19 protein-coding genes and 1 other RNA gene are annotated in these 19,664 nt (G+C 37.0%); 10 read left to right on the plus strand and 10 right to left on the minus strand.

The genetic code is table 11. The features are described from left to right. Positions 1-66: 66 nt before the first annotated feature. The 6 genes from EGI05_RS06720 to EGI05_RS06745 all read left to right on the plus strand — a co-directional run bounded on the left by EGI05_RS06720 (position 67) and on the right by EGI05_RS06745 (position 6,019). Positions 67-888 (plus strand): hypothetical protein, encoded by an 822-nt coding sequence (locus EGI05_RS06720; protein ID WP_123262267.1) that lies wholly within the window; start codon positions 67-69, stop codon positions 886-888. A gap of 3 nt (positions 889-891) precedes the next feature. After that, positions 892-1,695: a hypothetical protein gene (locus tag EGI05_RS06725; RefSeq protein ID WP_148042563.1), complete on the plus strand. Its 804-nt coding sequence runs from the start codon at positions 892-894 to the stop codon at positions 1,693-1,695. A 12-nt stretch (positions 1,696-1,707) separates the two neighbouring features. Further along, complete coding sequence (locus EGI05_RS06730; RefSeq protein ID WP_134197340.1) at positions 1,708-2,529, plus strand: hypothetical protein; 822 nt, start codon at positions 1,708-1,710, stop codon at positions 2,527-2,529. Between the two features lie 343 nt (positions 2,530-2,872). Further along, positions 2,873-3,445, plus strand: coding sequence for a hypothetical protein (locus EGI05_RS06735; RefSeq protein ID WP_123262270.1), 573 nt, complete (start codon positions 2,873-2,875; stop codon positions 3,443-3,445). A 7-nt stretch (positions 3,446-3,452) separates the two neighbouring features. After that, entirely contained in the window at positions 3,453-5,021 is a 1,569-nt protein-coding gene (locus EGI05_RS06740) for a hypothetical protein (RefSeq protein WP_123262271.1), read from the plus strand. Between the two features lie 107 nt (positions 5,022-5,128). After that, complete coding sequence (locus EGI05_RS06745; RefSeq protein ID WP_123262272.1) at positions 5,129-6,019, plus strand: DUF72 domain-containing protein; 891 nt, start codon at positions 5,129-5,131, stop codon at positions 6,017-6,019. 42 nt (positions 6,020-6,061) lie between these two features. Here EGI05_RS06745 and EGI05_RS06750 read toward each other — a convergent pair whose 3' ends face one another. From EGI05_RS06750 to EGI05_RS06780, 7 genes are all read right to left on the minus strand, one after another. Then, on the minus strand, positions 6,062-6,655 hold the full coding sequence (locus EGI05_RS06750; protein ID WP_123262273.1) for a hypothetical protein: 594 nt from the start codon (positions 6,653-6,655) through the stop codon (positions 6,062-6,064). A 39-nt stretch (positions 6,656-6,694) separates the two neighbouring features. Beyond that, positions 6,695-7,339 carry an HD domain-containing protein gene (locus EGI05_RS06755; RefSeq protein WP_123262274.1) on the minus strand — a complete coding sequence of 215 codons (645 nt, stop codon included), beginning with the start codon at positions 7,337-7,339 and terminating at the stop codon, positions 6,695-6,697. Further along, positions 7,336-8,178, minus strand: coding sequence for an alpha/beta hydrolase family protein (locus EGI05_RS06760; protein WP_123262275.1), 843 nt, complete (start codon positions 8,176-8,178; stop codon positions 7,336-7,338). Before EGI05_RS06760 ends, EGI05_RS06755 begins: the two co-directional genes overlap by 4 nt. An 89-nt stretch (positions 8,179-8,267) precedes the next feature. Beyond that, on the minus strand, positions 8,268-9,158 hold the full coding sequence (locus tag EGI05_RS06765) for a ribokinase (protein ID WP_123262276.1): 891 nt from the start codon (positions 9,156-9,158) through the stop codon (positions 8,268-8,270). A gap of 62 nt (positions 9,159-9,220) precedes the next feature. Continuing rightward, complete coding sequence (locus EGI05_RS06770) at positions 9,221-9,856, minus strand: DUF4241 domain-containing protein (RefSeq protein WP_123262277.1); 636 nt, start codon at positions 9,854-9,856, stop codon at positions 9,221-9,223. A 48-nt stretch (positions 9,857-9,904) separates the two neighbouring features. Then, positions 9,905-10,519 carry a DUF3239 domain-containing protein gene (locus EGI05_RS06775; protein ID WP_123262278.1) on the minus strand — a complete coding sequence of 205 codons (615 nt, stop codon included), beginning with the start codon at positions 10,517-10,519 and terminating at the stop codon, positions 9,905-9,907. A 25-nt stretch (positions 10,520-10,544) separates the two neighbouring features. After that, on the minus strand, positions 10,545-13,160 hold the full coding sequence (locus EGI05_RS06780; protein WP_123262279.1) for a valine--tRNA ligase: 2,616 nt from the start codon (positions 13,158-13,160) through the stop codon (positions 10,545-10,547). Positions 13,161-13,287: 127 nt separating this feature from the next. On the opposite strand from EGI05_RS06780, the gene EGI05_RS06785 reads away from it, so the two are divergent. Together EGI05_RS06785 and EGI05_RS06790 are read left to right on the plus strand one after the other, a co-directional pair. Next, complete coding sequence (locus EGI05_RS06785; RefSeq protein WP_123262280.1) at positions 13,288-13,755, plus strand: DUF1573 domain-containing protein; 468 nt, start codon at positions 13,288-13,290, stop codon at positions 13,753-13,755. 80 nt (positions 13,756-13,835) lie between these two features. Then, positions 13,836-14,705, plus strand: a complete 870-nt coding sequence (locus EGI05_RS06790) for a polyphosphate kinase 2 family protein (RefSeq protein ID WP_123262281.1) — start codon at positions 13,836-13,838, stop codon at positions 14,703-14,705. Positions 14,706-14,707: 2 nt separating this feature from the next. Here the strand turns inward: EGI05_RS06790 and rnpB are convergent. After that, an RNA gene (gene rnpB / locus EGI05_RS06795) (RNase P RNA component class A) lies at positions 14,708-15,034 on the minus strand. A gap of 216 nt (positions 15,035-15,250) precedes the next feature. Between rnpB and EGI05_RS06800 the strand changes: the two genes are divergently transcribed. Both EGI05_RS06800 and EGI05_RS06805 read left to right on the plus strand, forming a co-directional pair. Further along, on the plus strand, positions 15,251-15,742 hold the full coding sequence (locus tag EGI05_RS06800; RefSeq protein WP_123262594.1) for an RNA polymerase sigma factor: 492 nt from the start codon (positions 15,251-15,253) through the stop codon (positions 15,740-15,742). Continuing rightward, positions 15,735-16,409, plus strand: coding sequence for a beta-carotene 15,15'-monooxygenase (locus EGI05_RS06805; protein WP_123262282.1), 675 nt, complete (start codon positions 15,735-15,737; stop codon positions 16,407-16,409). The genes EGI05_RS06800 and EGI05_RS06805 overlap by 8 nt, the downstream gene beginning before the upstream one ends. Before the next feature lie 45 nt (positions 16,410-16,454). Here EGI05_RS06805 and rpoN read toward each other — a convergent pair whose 3' ends face one another. Together rpoN and asnS are read right to left on the minus strand one after the other, a co-directional pair. Then, a complete protein-coding gene (gene rpoN / locus EGI05_RS06810) occupies positions 16,455-17,918 on the minus strand; it encodes an RNA polymerase factor sigma-54 (protein WP_123262283.1) in 1,464 nt (487 codons plus the stop codon). 162 nt (positions 17,919-18,080) lie between these two features. Then, positions 18,081-19,529, minus strand: coding sequence for an asparagine--tRNA ligase (gene asnS, locus EGI05_RS06815; RefSeq protein WP_123262284.1), 1,449 nt, complete (start codon positions 19,527-19,529; stop codon positions 18,081-18,083). Between the last annotated feature and the right edge of the window lie 135 nt (positions 19,530-19,664).

A 19,664-nucleotide genomic window follows, 5' to 3' on the forward strand; every position in this document is an offset into this window, starting at 1 on the left:
TTTTTAACATAATTTTTTCATACTTTTGCCTCGCACAACACAACAAAAATTATTTCGAATCACGTTATGAAAAAAATTATTAACGGTGATAAGGTCATTGCATTGATTTTATTCACATCCTTTTTTTCAACAAATGCCCAGGTAAAGGTCTCCAATTCATCAGGAACCGTTAACCCACAAAGTATTTTACAGCTGGAAAGTTCTGGTAATGACAAAGGTTTTCTGCTTACCAGAATTGCTCTGCAAGCGGCAAATCTTTCTAGCCCTTTATCTGCTCATGTCGCAGGAATGGTGGTTTATAACACGGCCACAGCAGGAACAGCCCCCAACACAGTCACTCCCGGTCTTTATTACAACAATGGAACATCGTGGGTGAAATTAACGACCAAAACACCACGTATCGGAGACATTAAAAATGGGTTCCAAAGTGGCGACCACAACGGATGGTATCTTTTAAACGGCAGAGCAATCTCAGCTTTGGCAACCAACCCAAGAGCCAGAGCTGCAGCTTTAGGATTCGCTACCAATCTACCAGATGCATCTGACAGGTTTCTGAAAACAACCAATGGAAGTGATAATTTAGGAACTTCTTCGGGCGCAGATACTTTTACTATTGCACAAGCTAACTTACCTAATGTAACGTTTTCCGGAACTACAAATACAACCGGGAATCATACACACAACTACACGGATAACCCTACTACTACGATTGCCGTAGCCAGTGGAGGTAATAATCCTGTTTCCAATGCAGGTAATGTGAATGATACTACAGGCAATGCGGGAGCTCACACCCACACGCTCAGTTTTTCTTTAGGAGGAAGCAGTACTCCTGTCAGCTTCGAACCTAGTCATATTATCACCAACGTATTCATTTATTTAGGAAGTTAAGGTATGAAATCAAAAATTTTATCGATATGTGCCGGACTATTATGTTTTACGGCACTGAAATCCCAAGTAGGAATAGGAACATCCAGCCCATCTCCTTCAGCAGTTCTTGAATTAAATAGCGTAAACAAAGGTTTACTAATGAACAAAGTAGCGCTTGCCTCAATAACATCGCCTGCCCCATTCACCAGCCATGTAGAAGGAATGTGGATCTACAATACTGCTACAGCGGGAACATCTCCCAATAATGTAATTCCGGGATTATATTATAATGATGGTACAAAATGGATTTTAATGTCAATTAATAATGATCTTCCGAGAACAGGAGATATCAAATCAAGTGTATTGAATGCGGATCACGACGGATGGTATATACTGAACGGAAGAAATATTTCAACATTACCCGCAATTGCACAGGCAAATGCTACTAATATTGGTTTGGGAACCACTCTTCCTAATTCCAATGACAGAATCATCAAAGGAAAAAATACCTCAGAATCTTTTGCGGCAACCGGTGGTGCAAACTCTTATTCTATTTCTCAAGCTAATTTACCGGATTTAACTTTTACCGGAAATACTGCTTCTAATGGAGCACATAACCACTCTTACACCAATAGAGGTGTAAATTACTGGAACTATAATGCAGGAGGCCTAACCAGTACAAGAACCATTGATACAGAAACAAGAACTACACAAGCTGCGGGTGACCATAACCATACTTTTTCTGTATCCAGCGGTGGAAGCAATACTTCTATTTCACAATATCCTAAACATATGGTTGTTCAATACTTCATTTATTTAGGAAAATAAAAAACATCAAAAATGAAAAAAGCACACTATATTTTCTTCTTATTTGTCCTATGTATAATAGGCAAAGCGCAGGTAATGATCATTGATGGGGTACATCCGTCTCCTACTCCAAATACACAAGCTATTTTAGAGTTGTATTCCCAAAATCAAAATAAAGGGCTTTTAATGCCTAAAGTAGCCCTTACAGCTACGAATAACGCAAGTCCATTACCTAGCCATATAGCAGGTATGACAGTCTATAATACAGCTACTTCCACAGCTGCTCCTCTAACGGGCGTTACACCGGGATTCTATTATAATGACGGAACTTCCTGGAACAGGCTGGAAGTACAGCTTCCTAATATAGGAGATATTAAATACAGCAGCATTGCTTCTGATCATGATGGATGGTACCTTTTGAATGGAAGAGTTTTATCCGGTTTACCTGCAGCTGCACAAACTGCAGCAACTTCTTTAGGATTTACAACAACGTTACCTAATAGTGCTGATCGATATTTAAAAGCTAAAACAGGCTCAGAAACTTTAGGAAGTAATGGAGGTAATACTTCAGTAACTCTTACACAGGCTAATCTTCCGAATATTACTTATAATGCAACTACCTCAACTTCCGGCACCCACAATCATACTTATAATGATCGAGCAAGTGGCGTAACCAATAGTGCGGAAGGAGGAAACAATAAAATTGTAGTAGATAATGATTCCAATATATCTACTACTTCCACTGACGGAGCACACACACACACATTCTCAGTTTCCACAGGAGGATCAAATACTCCAATAAATCTTGAACCGAAATATTTATCTACTTATATTTTCGTGTATTTAGGTCAATAATTTATCATATGACAACAAAAAGGCCACAATATTGTGGCCTTTTTTAATTTATAGTACTCAAGAATTCATAAAATTTTATAGATTTTTTTCTATTTTTCGAAATTTCGATTTCATAACTGAAAACATTTATTCTTCATCTATTTACTATTAACACTTAAAAAAAGTGTGTCTTATTCTCTTTTCAGTGATAAACCATCACTAGCATCTAAAAACCAGCTTGATAATTTAGGTATAATTTTCCATACCTTTGCATTGCACATAAACACAAAGGAATATTTTTTCAAAATTTTGGCAAGAGTTTTGCTAAAATATCCCGCACACACAACAAAAAAAATTATTTCGGATGAACAAAATTATTGTATTGATTTTGGCAATGACTTCATGTGTCATTACTGCCCAGGTAGGTATTAATACGTCTACTCCCGATACAAGCGCAGCACTAGACGTTTCGAGTACAACAAAAGGGGTATTACTCCCTAGAATAAGCAATTTAGCTTCTGTAAGCAACCCGGCAACAGGATTAGTGATCTTCGATACCAATAAAAAATGTATCAGTCAGAATATAGGGACTCCGGCAGCTCCAAACTGGTCTTGCCTTTCTCCTTATGTTGCTAAATTCTTCTACATGCCGAGTGTGGTTTTTGATACTTCCACTTTAGGTACAGGACAGACAAAAGATTTGTATACACTTTATAAAAATCAATTTGCTAATGTTCCGGCCAATGCTAGAAGTACATCAGCACCGGCTGCGATACCATTCTTTCCTAACGCATCAGATCTGTACTATTATGTAACAGGTTATGATTCAACGGTGTTTAGAATTAACAGCATTAGTGATACAGGGGTATTGAATTATGATGTCCTTTCTAACGCAACACCGGCTTCATTTATCAACATCGTCTTTGTCGTAAAATAGAAGGAATATGAAAAGGAATTATAAAGGGCTGTCACTGATAAGCCTTCTCTTGGTGCTGCTTTCTAATATGGTCAGTGCCCAGACTGACAGCACAGAAGTAGCTAGTATTTATGGGTTCTATTCTTATTCAAGTTCATTGATGAATGCCTCTTCGGCACCGGAACTTACTCTTCAGGGGAATGCTTCTCATACTTCTACGGGAGTACAGCTTACTCCGGCAAGTTCTTCTCAATTCGGAGGATTGTTTATCAACGGTAGATCTTTTACTTCTGTCAATGGTTTACACGTAGAGTTTGAATACGAAATGAAAGGAGGAACGCCTTTAAGTGGCACTTATGGAGACGGATTATCATTCTTCTTATATGACGGGGCTGTTGCAAGTCCAGTTATCGGTTCCCCAGGAGCCGGATTAGGATATGCTTACAACAGGGCCAAAGATCAATATGCCAGTTTTAGAAAAGCCGGCTTAACCGGCGCCTATCTAGGAATTGCCCTGGATGAATTCGGTAATTTTAAATCCAAACGTTTTCAGGGAGAATCAAGAGTAAACGGGATTGCGGGCTCATGGAGCACTGCAACAAGCCATATTACATTGAGGGGTGCAAGAGGAGCGGATATTAACAGCTCAATAGGATTAGGACTGGGTTACACAGGGTATCCTGTCTTGGTTTCCCGTTCTACACTAAGCAATACAGGAACAGTAGGAAGGGTTTTACAATCTGACAGAACGTATGCGAATACCACCAATACCCTATCATCAACCTTTGATCTTAGAAACGGAAACGGTGAATTCAGAAAAGTTTTTTTAGATCTGATTCCTCATTTTGTTACTCCAACTACAACAGATGGTTTTGATATTAAAGTGGATATGCAGACTACAGCTAACGGAGCACCTATCAACATCATCAATTATTATCATTATAAAACTTCTGTTCCGTATACTGAAAATGCCAATCCGCAAGTGACGGATTACAATAATTCAGATACAGAAGGGGCAGCTACAGCACAAACATTAAATGCAACAGTGCCATCTATGCTCAAGCTTGGTTTTGCAGCTGCAACAGGTGGAGCTTTTCAACAGCATATCATCAGAAATGTGAAATTAACGCTGCCTTATTCGGCGGTTTCTAATGATGATGTGGCATCAACCTGTAAAAATCAGCCGGTTTATATTCCAGTGCTTGATAATGATATCGCTTATAAAGGGCCAATCAGCATTACAACCCCTCCAACGGGAAACAAAAATAATATTGATTACAAGACATTCAGTTTTGCGAAAAACAGTGAAACAGATCTGACTTTATACCGCAAAAAAGTAACTCCGCAAGGAACATGGACTTTCAATACGAATACAGGGATTGTGACTTTCACTCCATCCAGCGGATTTACAGGAACAGCAACTATGACCTATTCCGTAAAAGGAAGAACGGTGACTGATGCCAACGGAAAAATTGTTGAACCATACGGCGATACCGCATACAGATCTGTTCCGGCCACCATTACCGTAAACCTTAAAACTACCGGATGTGTCTATGCTGTGGTTTCCAATAAAATGATCACTCCGACAGTAAAATAATGTTAATTAGTTCCATTTTTATTCATGTTTAAACTACAAAAACCATAGAAATTTCTATGGTTTTTGTTTTATATTTGTTAGACAGTTTAATTCTTAACACTTGACATATGAAATTCGGACAAGTAGAAGATCCTTCTCAAATAGATTTTACGTTACCCAAAGACCATCCCGAAACAAAAAAGATTCTCGGCCAGAATAAAAAGGGACTGGAAAATATTTCCATCGGATGCGCCAAATGGAATAAGACCGATTTAAAAGGATTTTATCCTAAAGGAACTAAAGACGAATTAACGTATTATGCCACACAGTTCAATTCAATTGAATTAAACGCTACATTCTACGGAATGCCAACTCCTGAACAGGTGGTAACCTGGACAGAAAAGACTCCTGAAAATTTTAAATTTTTCCCTAAAATCACCAATACCGTTTCTCACTTCAGAAGATTGATTGATGTTACAGAACCTGTGACTCAATTTTCAACTTCCATTATGAATTTCGGAGATAAACTGGGAATGGTTTTTCTTCAGCTTCATGATAATTTTAAACCGAAAGATTATGACAGGCTGGAAAAGTTCGTGAAAGACTGGCCTAAAGAAGTTCCTTTAGCCATCGAGCTCAGAAATACAGAATGGTTTACCAATGAGGATATTTTCAATACCACCTGCGAGCTTTTCGAAGCTAACAATATTACCAATATTATTGTAGATACCGCAGGAAGAAGAGATATGCTTCATATGCGTCTTACTACCCCAAATGCTTTCATCCGTTATGTAGGTGCCAATGCAGAAAGTGATTATGAAAGACTGGATGATTGGCTGAAACGCTTAACAAAGTGGAAAAAAGAAGGACTTCAAAACCTGTATTTCTTTGTTCATCAGAATATTGAAAAAGCTTCCCCATTATTATCTGCCCATTTTATTAAAAAGATGAATGAAGAATGGAAAACCGATTTGAAAGTGCCTGAAATGGCTCCGGGAGGAACTGGAACATTGTTTTAAAAGAAATAACTTATAATAAAAAGGCTGTCCTTATGGATAGCCTTATTTTTTTCTTTTCAATAATAACATGAGATTCAGAAACAACAGTAAAAAGTCCAGGGTGACCCAAATTCCCAATTTAATATTTTCGTAATTATAGGCTTCAACCTGCTTTTTTGCTTTATCCGAAAGCTTCACGCTTTGATTGATATAATTTTGAACCTCAACAATCTGATCGATGTTTTTATTAGGCACAGAATGTTGGGAAAAATATACCAGGTTTTTCTTTCCTAAATAACCGGCAATCCAGTATTCATCGGAGCGGTCCATTTTAAGATATTCGATCCTGTAATGTTCGGGGCGGATTTTTCCGATATGTTTAACATCCAAAATTCCGTTGTTATCCTGATCATTAATATTAATTACATAAAAATCCAATGTTTGGGGAAGAGTATTGATCACCTGCAATCCTACCGCATCATTGACTACCCCCACTGCACTTTTCTTGATAAACCAGTAGGTAAAAACAGAAATTGAGATAATTACAGAAGCTATACGGAACAATTTTGCCCACTCGGCGCCTCTTCCCGATTTTACTTTTGATAAAAGAAGAGAGAAAGCTAATGATAGAAACAGAGCAAAAACGATTAATCCCATATTGCAAATATACTGATTTGGCAGCTTTTCGGGGAATGGCTAGTTCACATTCCACTCTTTATAAAACTGATCAAGGAAATTCAACATGAAATTATGTCGGTCTTCTGCTATTTCTTTTCCTTTTTCAGTGTTCATTAATTCCTTTAGCAGAAGGAGTTTTTCATAAAAATGATTAATGGTGGTCCCGTTGGACTTTTTATATTCTTCTTTGGACATATTGAGCTTGGGCTCAATATCCGGATGATACATCAGGTTATTTTTAAAACCTCCAAAATTAAAGGTCCTTGCCACTCCAATCGCTCCGATTGCGTCCAGACGATCTGCATCCTGAACCACTTTCAGTTCTACAGGAAGATGTTGTGGTGCTTCTCCTCTATTTTTAAATGAAATATTCTTGATGATAAATAAAACCTGTTCAATGGTATCTTCAGAAGCATTCTGACTTTCCAAAAATTCACGGGATACTTTTAAGGCAATGGTCTCATCTCCTCCATGAAACTTGGGATCGGCAATATCGTGAAGCAAAGCAGAAAGTTCCACTACTTCCTGGTTACAGTTCTCTGTTTCGGCAATTTTTTTAGAGAGTTTCCATACTCTTTCTATATGGAACCAATCATGTCCCGCTTCTGCTCCTTCTAGTTTTTCTTTTACAAATTCTACTGTGTTTTCAATCAGGTTCTTCATTGTATCAATTCATTTAAAATAATGTTCCAAAGTTTTTTGTTATAACTCCGGAAAAAATTAACGTGTCCTATTTCTCCTTTCTCTGATTCTGAAACCCGGACCAGTCTGTAAGTCGGTTTTAAATTAGGATATGTATCATTCAGCAGGCTTTTCACTCCTTTTTCTGTTAACCAGGCATCATCTTCTGCTCTAATGACAAATACTTTCTGCGTCAGATCCTTGGAATAATCATCAATTTTCTCCAGTAAGCCGTTCGTTGATTTCTTATTCAAAATTAAGGTTCTCCAGTCATAAGCGCAATTTTTCGGAAGACTTTCTCCCAATCCGAACCACTCCGATGGAAAATAGCCTAATAATTGGGTAGTTAAAGGTTGTGCAATTCCAAAACCTAGATACGCTTCAATTTTTGTTTTCCACTTTAAGTTTCCTACAAATGCATTCTGGGTGCCTACAAAAACAAACTCTTCAAACATTTTTGAATCTTCATTCATCCCTAAGATCAAAGCTCCTACAGAATGCCCCAAGCAATATTTTTCATAGGCAGGAAACCGGGTTCTGATGTATTGGGTTAACGCTTTATAATCTTCTGAGCCCCAAATTCTCATGGATGCTTCAAAACCTTTCATCTGCTCCGGTTTTGAAAGTCCTATTCCTCTGTAATCATAAGTAATTACTGTAAATCCTTTTTCTGCAAAATATTTCGCAAAAGAAAAATATACATGCTGCTTTACTCCGGTCGCGGAATTAATCAGTAATATTTTCCCGTTATCGCTTTCCGGAGGAAAAAGATGTGCAATAATGGGAACGTGATCATTTGTCGTAAGAATAAGTTTTTCCATAGTTATAAAAAGAAAAATCCACTATAAAAGTGGAAATTTTACTTTTATTTTTATGTTAACTTTTCAAGTTTCGATATGTATCAAATAGCTTAAGAAAAGAAATCTGATTGTACTGGAAGACCTGTTTGTGATCCTTTTTTTACAGAAACTCTTGCTGATACTTCATTTCCAAATTTCACACATTCTTCCAGTGAGTTACCATGACATAACGCTATTGCAAATCCTGATGTAAAAGCATCTCCCATTCCCATTTTATAGACAGCTTTGTCTTTGTCGTTTCTATAATATTTCATTTCCGTACCATCAAAATAGATGGTAGAATTGGTGTCATCCCTTACAAATACTTTATTGAAATACTTTCTTAAGACTTCTTCTCTCTGGTCTTCTCCAAAAATAGTATATAACTCTGTACTTTTCGCCACTACAAAATCCACATTATCTAAAATATCGGCATTGAGCCTTACCGCGGGGGAAGCATATAATCCTACTTTTTTACCGTATTTTTTAGCTTTCTTTATAGTGTATTCTACAACACTTAATGAAACTTCCAGCTGAACAAGAACCAGGTCGGATGTTTGGAAATATTTATCAGCAGATTCTATATGTTCAGTCGTTAAACATTTATTCGCAGCCGGTACTACTACTATTACAGCATCACCATTGGAAGCCGTTACATAAGCAGTTCCTGTTGCTTCCTGATCTGTTTCATAGATAAATCCCACATTCACATTCTCATTCACCAGGTTTCTCATGATCTGCTGTCCCAAAGGATCCATTCCTACACAACCGATAAAATAGACACTCGCTCCAAGTCTGGCCGTTCCTACAGCCTGATTGGCGCCTTTACCTCCGAAATAGCTTTCCGAGCTTGATGCCAAAACCGTTTCATTGGATGAAGGGAGTTTATCAGTTTCCAGAACCAGGTCAATAGAAGAGCTGCCTACAACAATAATTTTGGGTTGTTCCGATGAGAAGTTCATTGTGTTTTAATGTTTATCAAATTTAAAAAACAGAACATATTTTCAAAGAAAATTAACTTTTATTAACTAATTTCTATAAATTCCGTCACTACTTTCACTGGTGCTGCATTTTTATCGTACCCGATATAGCTAGCATAAAATCCTTCCCCATATCCGGTTTCAAAAGCAAAAATGGTTCCAGGATGTTCTTTTGCAGGCTTCAAAAAGGCATACTGATCAATGGCTCCGTTCTCGTCAAAGAAATAATCATGGAAAAACTCTTCATAGATTCCCATAAAATCAACGCCTTTGCTGTGATACAACCTTTTTTCCAGTTCATTAAGGCTGTTTTGGGTATCCGTATCCATAAAACATCCCATTCCGCTTTCTACAGGATATCCGAAAATTTCTCCTTCAGCCAGATCCTTTGTGTTCTGCCCTTCCGTAGTGGCTAATTTCCAATCTGCTATTTCTGTATTACTGAAAATAATTTCAGCGTAGGCTACGCAATTACTTTCTCTTTCTTTGTGCAATAAAACAGGAAAATCTCCTTTCGGAAATGGTGTAGAAAAAGGTTGCATATCATTAGTGATCAAAGGGTCACAGGCAACCAGGTTTCCACTGGAAAGATAGATTTTTCCCACTTCAAAGCTTTCCAGTAATGGATTTTCTACAAAATTCTTTGAAAATAGCTTCTTTATGTTTTCTATGTGTGTCATTTAATTTTAATTATTCTGTACTACTCCAGAAAGTGTACACTTTTATTTTTACCAACTGCTGTTTTCTGTAAAAATTTTAAACAATCCCTCTTTATAGGGAAGCTCAATTTGTTTGAGTCTGTCTTCTAATATTTGCCAGCTTTCTTCAGAATAAGAATTTAAAACGGCGTTCAATTCCGCTTTATTATTATTCACATATTCTATAGGAACCGGAAAAAAATCATTCCAATGTGGAGTACAGCTTTCGGAACCTTCATATAAAGCAACTGTTCCTATTCTTTCATTCAGCTTACCTTTTCCTTTATAAGATAACACTTTTACAACAGGATAGCTTCCTGCAAAGCCTTTTGAAAGATCCGTAGCAACGGCTATCAGCTTAGGTTTCTCCGAAATGATGATCCCTCCGTTAGAATCTCCGTAGGCAAATTGTTCCTTTTTTCTTCTCCAGTAAAAAAAATTCATCATTAAGAAAACACCAAAAAAGATTCCTCCCCAAAGTAAAGAAACATCAAAAGCAAAAACTAAGGAAGACAACAGAGCTATCAACAAAAAAACAGGTTTGTGGATATATCTCATCAATACCAATGGCATTACTCTTACTCTACCGGGGTTAGAAGCTACCGTATCACTGTCTAACGTGAGAATACCTCTATTATCTTTCATATTTTATTTAAAGCGTTGCAAAATTTTATAAGCTTTTCAGCTTCTCTTCCAGAATGGCAATTTTATCCTGAGCATCTTTTTGCTTTTTACGCTCTACTTCTACAATTTCGGGTTTTGCGTTGGCTACAAATTTTTCATTGGAAAGTTTCTTTTCAACAGAGATCAGGAAGCCTTTCAAATATTTTAATTCTTCCTCTGTTTTTTGTTTTTCCTCTCCTAAGTCTAAGTTTTCACTTAACGGAATGGAAACTTCAGTTGCTCCTACAAGGAAAGTGAAACTCGGCTTATCTGTTTTTTCTCCGAAATGAATCTCAGAAACGTTAGCCAGCTTTCTGATTACAGCTTCATTGGCAAATGCTGAAGCATTGGTATAGATATCAGCAGATTCCCTAGGTGAGATACCTTTTGTCTGACGATAGTTTCTAACACCTGAGATCAGCTCAGATGCTGTTTCAAAGTTTTTAATGATTGTTTCGTCAAATGCTCCGGCTTTTTTCTGTTGGGCAATAACTAATGCTTCATCTATGTTTCTTTCAGAAATAATTTGCCATAATTCTTCTGTTAAGAATGGCATAAACGGATGAAGTAACTTCATTAATTCTTCAAAGAATACAATAGTTCTGTCATATACTTCTTTAGAAATTCCTTCCCCATAATTAGGCTTGATTGCTTCCAGATATAAACCACAGAAATCATCCCAGATTAATTTATAGATCAAATGTAAAGCATCTGAAATCCTGAATTTCTCAAATTGTTGATCAATTTCAGCAATTGTTTTATTGAGTTTATTTTCAAACCACTCTATCGTCTGTGTTTCTGCTGAATTAGCCGGTTTGTCTTCATGATTCCACATATTGATCAAACGGAAAGCGTTCCAGATCTTCGTCATGAAATTTCTTCCCTGAAGCATAAGTTCTTCATCAAAAAGAAGATCGTTTCCTGCCGCAGAACTCAATAAGATTCCTACACGAACTCCATCTGCTCCGTATTTCTCCATCAATTCCAATGGGTCCGGTGAATTCCCTAATGACTTGGACATCTTTCTTCTCTGTTTATCTCTTACAATTCCTGTAAAATAAACATTTTTAAAAGGAACCTCTTTTCTGTATTCCAATCCGGCCATGATCATTCTCGCTACCCAGAAGAAGATAATATCCGGAGCAGTTACCAGATCAGAAGTCGGGTAATAATAATTAATATCTTTATTTTCAGGATCAAGCAGTCCGTCGAAAACAGACATTGGCCACAACCATGATGAGAACCATGTATCAAGGGCATCTTGGTCTTGTTTCAGGTTGTCGATTGTCAGTTGTTGGTTCCCCGTTTTTTCTTTAACTAAATCTAAAGCTTCTTCTTTAGTTTCAGCGACAACAAAGTCTTCATCTCCGCTTCCATAATAATATGCAGGAATTTGCTGCCCCCACCAAAGCTGGCGGGAAATATTCCAGTCACGGATGTTTTCCATCCAGTGTTTATAGATGTTTTTAAACTTCTCCGGATAGAATTTAACTTCATCATCCATCACCACATCCAATGCAGGCTTAGCAATTTCAGACATTTTCAGGAACCACTGAACGGAAATTTTAGGCTCAATAACTGCTCCTGTTCTTTCCGATGTTCCTACCTTATTTACATAATCTTCAGCTTTTAGTAAAAGGTCTTTTTCCTCCAGCTCTTTTGCAATCAGTTTTCTAACCTCAAATCTGTTTTTTCCTGCATAATGCAATCCGTGTTCATTAAGGTTGGCATCATCATCCAGAGCATCAATCATTTTTAATTGATGTTTCTGCCCGATCTCATAGTCATTGGTATCGTGTGCAGGAGTAATCTTCAATGCACCTGTTCCAAATTCAATATCCACATATTCGTCTTCAATAATCGGAACCACTCTGTTCACAATAGGTACAATTACATTTTTGCCTTTCAGGTGGGCATATCTCTCATCATTGGGGTTGATACAAACAGCGGTATCCCCAAAGATCGTTTCAGGACGTGTGGTAGCTACTGAAAGGAATTCTTCCGAGTCTTCAATTTTATATTTAAGAAAATATAATTTTCCGTTCTGTTCTTTAAATATTACTTCTTCATCAGAAATATTGGTTTTAGCTTCAGGATCCCAGTTAACCATTCTGTATCCTCTATAAATAAGACCTTTGTTATATAGATCAACAAAGCTTTTGATGACCTGCTGGGAAAGCTTGTCTTCCATAGTGAAACGGGTTCTGTCCCAATCGCATGAACATCCTAATTTTTTCAACTGCTCGAGGATGGTTCCACCATATTTATCCGTCCATTCCCATGCGTGTTTTAAAAACTCTTCACGGGTAATATCCGATTTATTGATTCCTTCCGATTTCAGTTTGGCAACCACTTTAGCTTCAGTCGCAATGGAAGCATGGTCTGTTCCCGGAACCCAACAGGCGTTAAAGCCCTGCATTCTTGCACGGCGGACCAGAACATCCTGAATGGTATTGTTCAGCATATGCCCCATGTGTAAGATCCCCGTAACGTTTGGCGGAGGAATTACAACGGTATACGGAGGTTTGTCATTGGGTTCTGAATGGAAGTATTTATTCTCCAACCAGTAGTTATACCATTTTTGTTCAGTTTCCTGTGGATTGTACTTTTCTGAAATCTGCATAAATTCTAATTCTTTGGCTTACAATTTGCAAAAATACTTAAAGAAAAAAAAATTCAAGTATGAATTAAAATAATTTTTAACTTTGTTTCTCAAAATTTATCTAACAAACATATTAACATTCAAGAATATGAAAAAATTAATTGCAGGGATTGCACTATTTGGAACATTTGCTCTTGCATCTGCACAAACCATCACTTTTGATAAAACCACTTATGATTACGGTACTATCAAACCCAACGCTGATGGAACAAGATTCTTTACAGTAACTAATACTGGTGATAAGCCTCTTATTATTTCTAACGTAAAACCATCTTGCGGATGTACAACTCCTGAATTCAGCCAAGACCCTATCATGCCAGGAAAATCAGCTAAGATTAAAGTTGGTTACAATACGGCTATCAATGGAGGATTCAACAAAATGATTGAAGTTTTCTCTAACGACCCGGCAAATAACAGAAGCGTAATCTACATCAAAGGTACTGTAGATGCTAATGCTCCTGAACCTAAGCCATTAACTCCGGCAGAACAAAAAGCTGCTGCTAAGGCTGAAAAGAAAGCTGCAAGACAAGCTAAAAAAGTAGCTGCCGCAAAATAAGCTTTACTTTTTTTAAAAAAATATGAAACCGTCTCTCTGAAGACGGTTTTTTTATTACATTTAATTAAACAAAAAATAATATGGACACCAACTTTTCTGATGACTTCCTGGTAAAGGGAAAATTTTCAATAGCAAAAACATCTACAGAATATAAAGGAAAACTAACTAAAGAAGAAGGAGAAGAATTATTGATCCAGGAAAAAGAAAAGCTTCGTGAACTTCAGGAAAAACTGTATGCAGACGGAAGCCAATCTCTTCTGGTTATTTTACAAGCTATGGATGCCGCCGGAAAAGACAGCCTCATCGAACATGTTTTTGGAGGAGTAAACCCGCAGGGATGCAATGTTACAAGCTTCAAAGCTCCAAGTACAAAAGAATATTCTCACGACTTTCTATGGAGGCATTACCTTGCCCTACCCCAGAAAGGGATGATCGGTATCTTCAACCGGTCTCATTATGAAAGCGTTTTAGTATGTAAGGTTCACCCTGAATATAATCTGAGTGAGAAAACCTGGAATTCCGTAAAAGATTTTGACACTCAATTTTGGGAAAACAGATATGAAAGCATCAGGAATTTCGAAAAACACCTTTCCCAGAACGGAACAACTATTGTAAAAATATTTTTAAATGTTTCCAAAAAAGAACAAAAACAAAGGTTTTTAGACAGGATCAATGAACAGGAGAAAAACTGGAAATTTTCTCTGGGAGATCTCCCGGAACGAGCTTTATTTGATGAATATATGAAAGCTTATGAAACTGCAATTAACGAAACTTCAAAGGAATATGCTCCATGGTACGTTTTACCTGCGGATGATAAATGGTTTGCCAGAGTGGCTGCCATACAGATCATCATTGATACCCTGGAAAAAATGAATCTGAAATATCCCCAGCTTTCAAAACAGGATAGACAGGATTTGCAAAAGGCTAAAGAACAGCTGGAAAATGAGTAAAAATCACGAGAAAATCTGTAAGCCGGATTCTGTACTTCCGTGAAGGAAGCGCTTGTTATTTATCTGCGTTTTACATTGCTGCAAAACTTGAGCTGATTACCCCTCGGCTTTCAGAGCGAGCAACTCCTATTTTCATTGCTGAAAAGAACCGATATACTTATCATTGCACCACAAAGAGTTTACCTGGTTTCACTACAGCCGAACTGTACTTGCTTTCTGTTGCACTTGTCCTACCCTCACGGGTGACGGATGTTATCCGCTTTGCTGCTCTACGGTGTCCGGACTTTCCTACCCCTGCCGAAACAGGAATCAACAAGCCGACTTTCTCGCGGATGCAAAGATACGAATTAGTTATAAGTTATGAGTACTAGTTTTCAGATAGTGAAAATGTAAAACCCAAAAACTGTGAAATTTCGAAGAAGATAAAGCTCAAAAAATGAAAGGCCAATTTGTGATTTAATGATTTCGTGATTTCACAAATTTACGATTTGCTAAAGTTACAATTGACTTATTATTATTATCTTCGTGCAATTATTACATCTACATTGATTTCTAGAGAAAAAGAATTTGCGCAGCTTATCAAAGATAATCAGGGACTGATTATTAAAGTTTCGCGTCTTTACACCAATTCCCTGGAAGATGAGGAAGATCTTTTCCAGGAAATTGTTTTGCAGCTTTGGCGAAGCTATGATTCTTTTAAAGGAAATTCAAAAATCTCTACGTGGATGTATCGTGTTGCCCTTAATACAGCCATTACTCTTTTCAGAAAAAAAAGCAAAAGCCTTCCTACCAACGAACTGGACATCAACCACAGAGATTTTGTGGAAGATGATGATGAAAAACAGCAACAGATCTCTCTTCTGTACACTGTGATCAAAACGCTTCCTAATGTAGAAAGAGCTATCGTAATGATGTATCTGGATGATTTGCCTTACAAGGATATTGCAGAAAACCTCGGGATCACCGAAGTAAATGCACGTGTGAAAATGAACAGATTAAAGAAAACCCTTAAAGAACAGATGGAAAAATATGCCTGATTTTGATTTAGACAGCTTTAAGAAAACATGGCAGGAACAACCTGTTCAGCAAAAGTATGATGACAACGAGATCTTACAGATGCTCAACAGGAAATCGCGTAATTATGTGAAATATATTTTCTGGATCAGTGTTGCAGAATTCCTATTCTTTACCGTTGCAGGATTATTCTATCTTATACAGGATAAAGATTCCAACAGTTTCTTAAATATTTTAAAAAAATTAGGAGCACAGAACACTCCTGAACTGGAACAGACTTTCGATGATATCTATCTGGTCTTGAAAATTTTAAGTTTATCGGTAACTGCTTATTTTGTTTATAAATTTTATCAGAATTACCGCTCTATAAAGATTGAAGAAAATCTCAAAAGATTCATTATCAACATTATACGATTCAAAAAAACGGTCAATGCTTTTATCCTGACCAATATTGTTTTATTAATTGCATTTACCTCTATTCTGGTATGCTTTGTATTTTATGTTCTTAATGCGCAGCATATTGAGCTTACCAATTCCACTCTTACCCGTTTCATGATTCTGGTTGTGGTAAGTACAGGATTAAGTGTTCTTCTCGTATGGATTTATTACAGATTGGTGTATGGAATTATCCTTAGAAAACTTGATAAAAATCTGAAGCAATTAAAGGAAATAGATACTCTTAAAAATTAAAATAAATAAAAAAGCATTTCTGGTCGAAATGCTTTTTTTTATGAATTAAAGTTCTTTTCTTAATCGAGCCACGGGAATGTTAAGCTGTTCCCTGTATTTGGCAATTGTTCTTCGCGCAATATTATACCCCTGTTCTTTCAGGATCACCACTAACGCATCATCGGTAAGAGGTTTTCTCTTATTTTCTTTATTGATAACTTCCTGAAGATGAGTTTTAATTTCTTTTGTAGAAACTTCTTCTCCATCATCATTAGTCAAGCTATCCGAAAATAAATCCTTCAGATAAACAATTCCGTTAGGGGTATCTGCATATTTGCTTTTCACCACCCTTGAAATGGTAGAAATATCAAACCCTGTAATATCCGCAACGTCTTTTAAGATCATCGGTTTTAAGGATTTTTCATCTCCTGTGATAAAGTAATCTTTCTGAAACTTCACAATAGCATTAATCGTTTGCAGCAAAGTATTCTGACGCTGATTGATCGCATCAATATACCATTTTGCCGCATCCAGCTTTTGTTTGATAAATAATGCAGCCTGCTTATGTTCCGCAGAATTTTTATCATGAGAATAGGTAGATAAGATATCTTTATATTCTTCTGAAACCCTTAAAGTAGGTGCATTTTTGCTATTCAATAAAGGAACTACCTGTCCGTCTTTCACCTGAATAACAAAATCCGGGATAATTTCCTGGTTGATTGTAATTGTTTGTGTATCAAAATTACCCCCTACTTTCGGAGACAGCTTTGAAATTTCATCCAGCGCATCTTTAAGATCATCTTCTTCTATATCATATTTTTGGATGATTTTATTATAATGCTTATTCGTTAAAGCATCAAACTGATGTCTGAGGATATTAGCAGCCAAAGAAATAGCCTTATCTGAGCTTACTTTTTTCTCTATCTGCAGCAGCAGACATTCCTGTAAGCCTCTTGCTCCTACTCCGGCAGGATCAAGCTTCTGAACATAATTTTCTAAAATATCCTCCACTTTTTCTTTAGTGGTATAAATCCCCTGTGAAAAGGCAAGATCATCAACAATAGATTTGATTTCTCTTCTTAGATATCCGTCCGTATCCAGATTTCCAATCAGGTATTCGGCAATTTTTAAATCTTCTTCGCTAATATTAATAAGGTGGATCTGCTCCAGCAGATAGTCGTACAGAGACTGACCTTCCGTGAGAAGGCTTTCATTATCAAATTCTTCATCATCAGGAGAATAGTTGCTGGATGCCGTTTTGTAGCTCGGTTCATCATCATACAAATATTCGTTTACATCAAAATCAGTTTCAATGCTTTCTGTTCCTTCATCCTGATAGGCATCTTCAAGAGAAGAGTACTCATCTTCTTTGGAGTCTTCTTTTACAATTTCCAAAGCAGGGTTTTCTTCTAACTCCCTCTCCAATTCCTCTTCAAACTCCAATGTATGAAGCTGAATCAGCTTCATCAACTGGATTTGCTGAGGCGCCAGCTTCTGTCCTAATTTGAGTTGTAAGTGTTGTTTAAGCATATACCTATTTGCGTTTTTAACATAACATATTTTACGAATTTAATGAATTTATTCGAGAAAAATAACTTTTAGCATGATTTTTGCATTCTAATATTCACTAAATAAACTATTGAAAAATAAACAAAAAAGCCTTAAACAATGTTTTAAGGCTTTTTTAATGATCTAGAATTCAGCATTTTTCGGGGTCCTCGGGAAAGGAATCACGTCCCTGATATTCGTCATTCCCGTTACAAAAAGAACAAGTCTTTCTAATCCTAATCCGAAGCCTGCATGAGGTACAGAACCGAATTTTCTGGTATCGAGATACCACCATAATTCATGCTCATCTACATGCATTTCCGCCATTTTCTGCTTCAATACGTCTAATCTCGCTTCTCTTTCGGAGCCTCCAATAATTTCCCCGATTCCAGGGAAAAGAACATCCATAGCCGCAACTGTTTTGTTGTCCTCATTCAGCTTCATGTAGAATGCTTTGATCTCTTTTGGATAATCAAATAAAACTACCGGGCTTTCAAAGTGTTTCTCTACTAAGAATCTTTCGTGCTCAGACTGAAGATCTGCTCCCCACTTCTCAATCGGGTATTGGAATTTCCCTTTTTTATTTTCTTTAGAGTTCAGTAAGATCTCAATAGCTTCTGTATAACTTACACGCATGAAACGCTTTGCCACTACATTCTGAAGCTTTTCAATAAGACCCTCTTTTGCTCTTTCTTTCTCTGGTTTTGATTTCTGCTCTTCTGCAAAACGCTTATCTAAGAAATCCAGGTCATCTTTGCAGTGATCCAAAACATACTGGATGACATATTTCAAGAAATCTTCTGCTAAATCAATATTATCTTCAAGGTTGTTGAAGGCAACTTCCGGTTCGATCATCCAGAATTCCGCAAGGTGGCGGGTTGTGTTGGAATTTTCTGCACGGAAAGTAGGACCGAATGTATAAATTCTACCTAATCCCATTGCAGCCGTTTCTCCTTCAAGCTGTCCGGAAACCGTTAAGTTGGTTTTCTTTCCGAAAAAGTCCTGTGTAAAATCAATTTCTCCGTCTTCCGTTCTTGGAATGTTATCCAGATCAAAGTTGGTTACTCCAAACATTTCTCCCGCTCCTTCTGCATCTGCTCCTGTAATCACAGGTGTATTAATGTAGAAGAACTGTCTTTGGTTGAAGAATGAGTGGATGGCAAAGCTTACGGCATGACGTACTCTGAAAACAGCCCCGAACAAGTTCGTTCTGAATCTTAAGTGTGCCTGCTCACGAAGCTTTTCCAGACTGTGCTTTTTAGGCTGAAGAATGGTACTTTGCAACTCTTCCGTAAAGTTATCTCCTAAAATAGTTATCTTTTTAGCCACAATCTCTACGGTTTGCCCGGCTCCCTGACTTTCTACTACTTCCCCCACAACTTTAAGAGAAGAAGCCGTACTTATTTTATTGATAATCTCTTCGTCAAAATTTTCGAAATCAACAACGATCTGCAAATTATTAATCGTAGAACCATCATTAAGTGCTATAAAACGATTGGAACGGAATGCTCTTACCCAACCGTTAACCGTAATGTCATGATGTAATACTTTCTTGTAATCCTGTAGGATTTCTTTAATGGTTCGCTTTTTCATGTGCTGATGATAAATTTTTGTGTAAAAATTAATGTCCGCAAAGTTACAAAAAAACAGCGCAATGATGAAATTACGCTGTCTTAATTAAAAAATCATTTACCAATTATTCATTTAAAAAACTATGCATTAAATATG

Origin of the sequence: Chryseobacterium daecheongense, from assembly GCF_003729955.1 — a bacterium.
In the GTDB taxonomy this organism is placed as follows: Bacteria; Bacteroidota; Bacteroidia; order Flavobacteriales; family Weeksellaceae; genus Chryseobacterium; species Chryseobacterium daecheongense.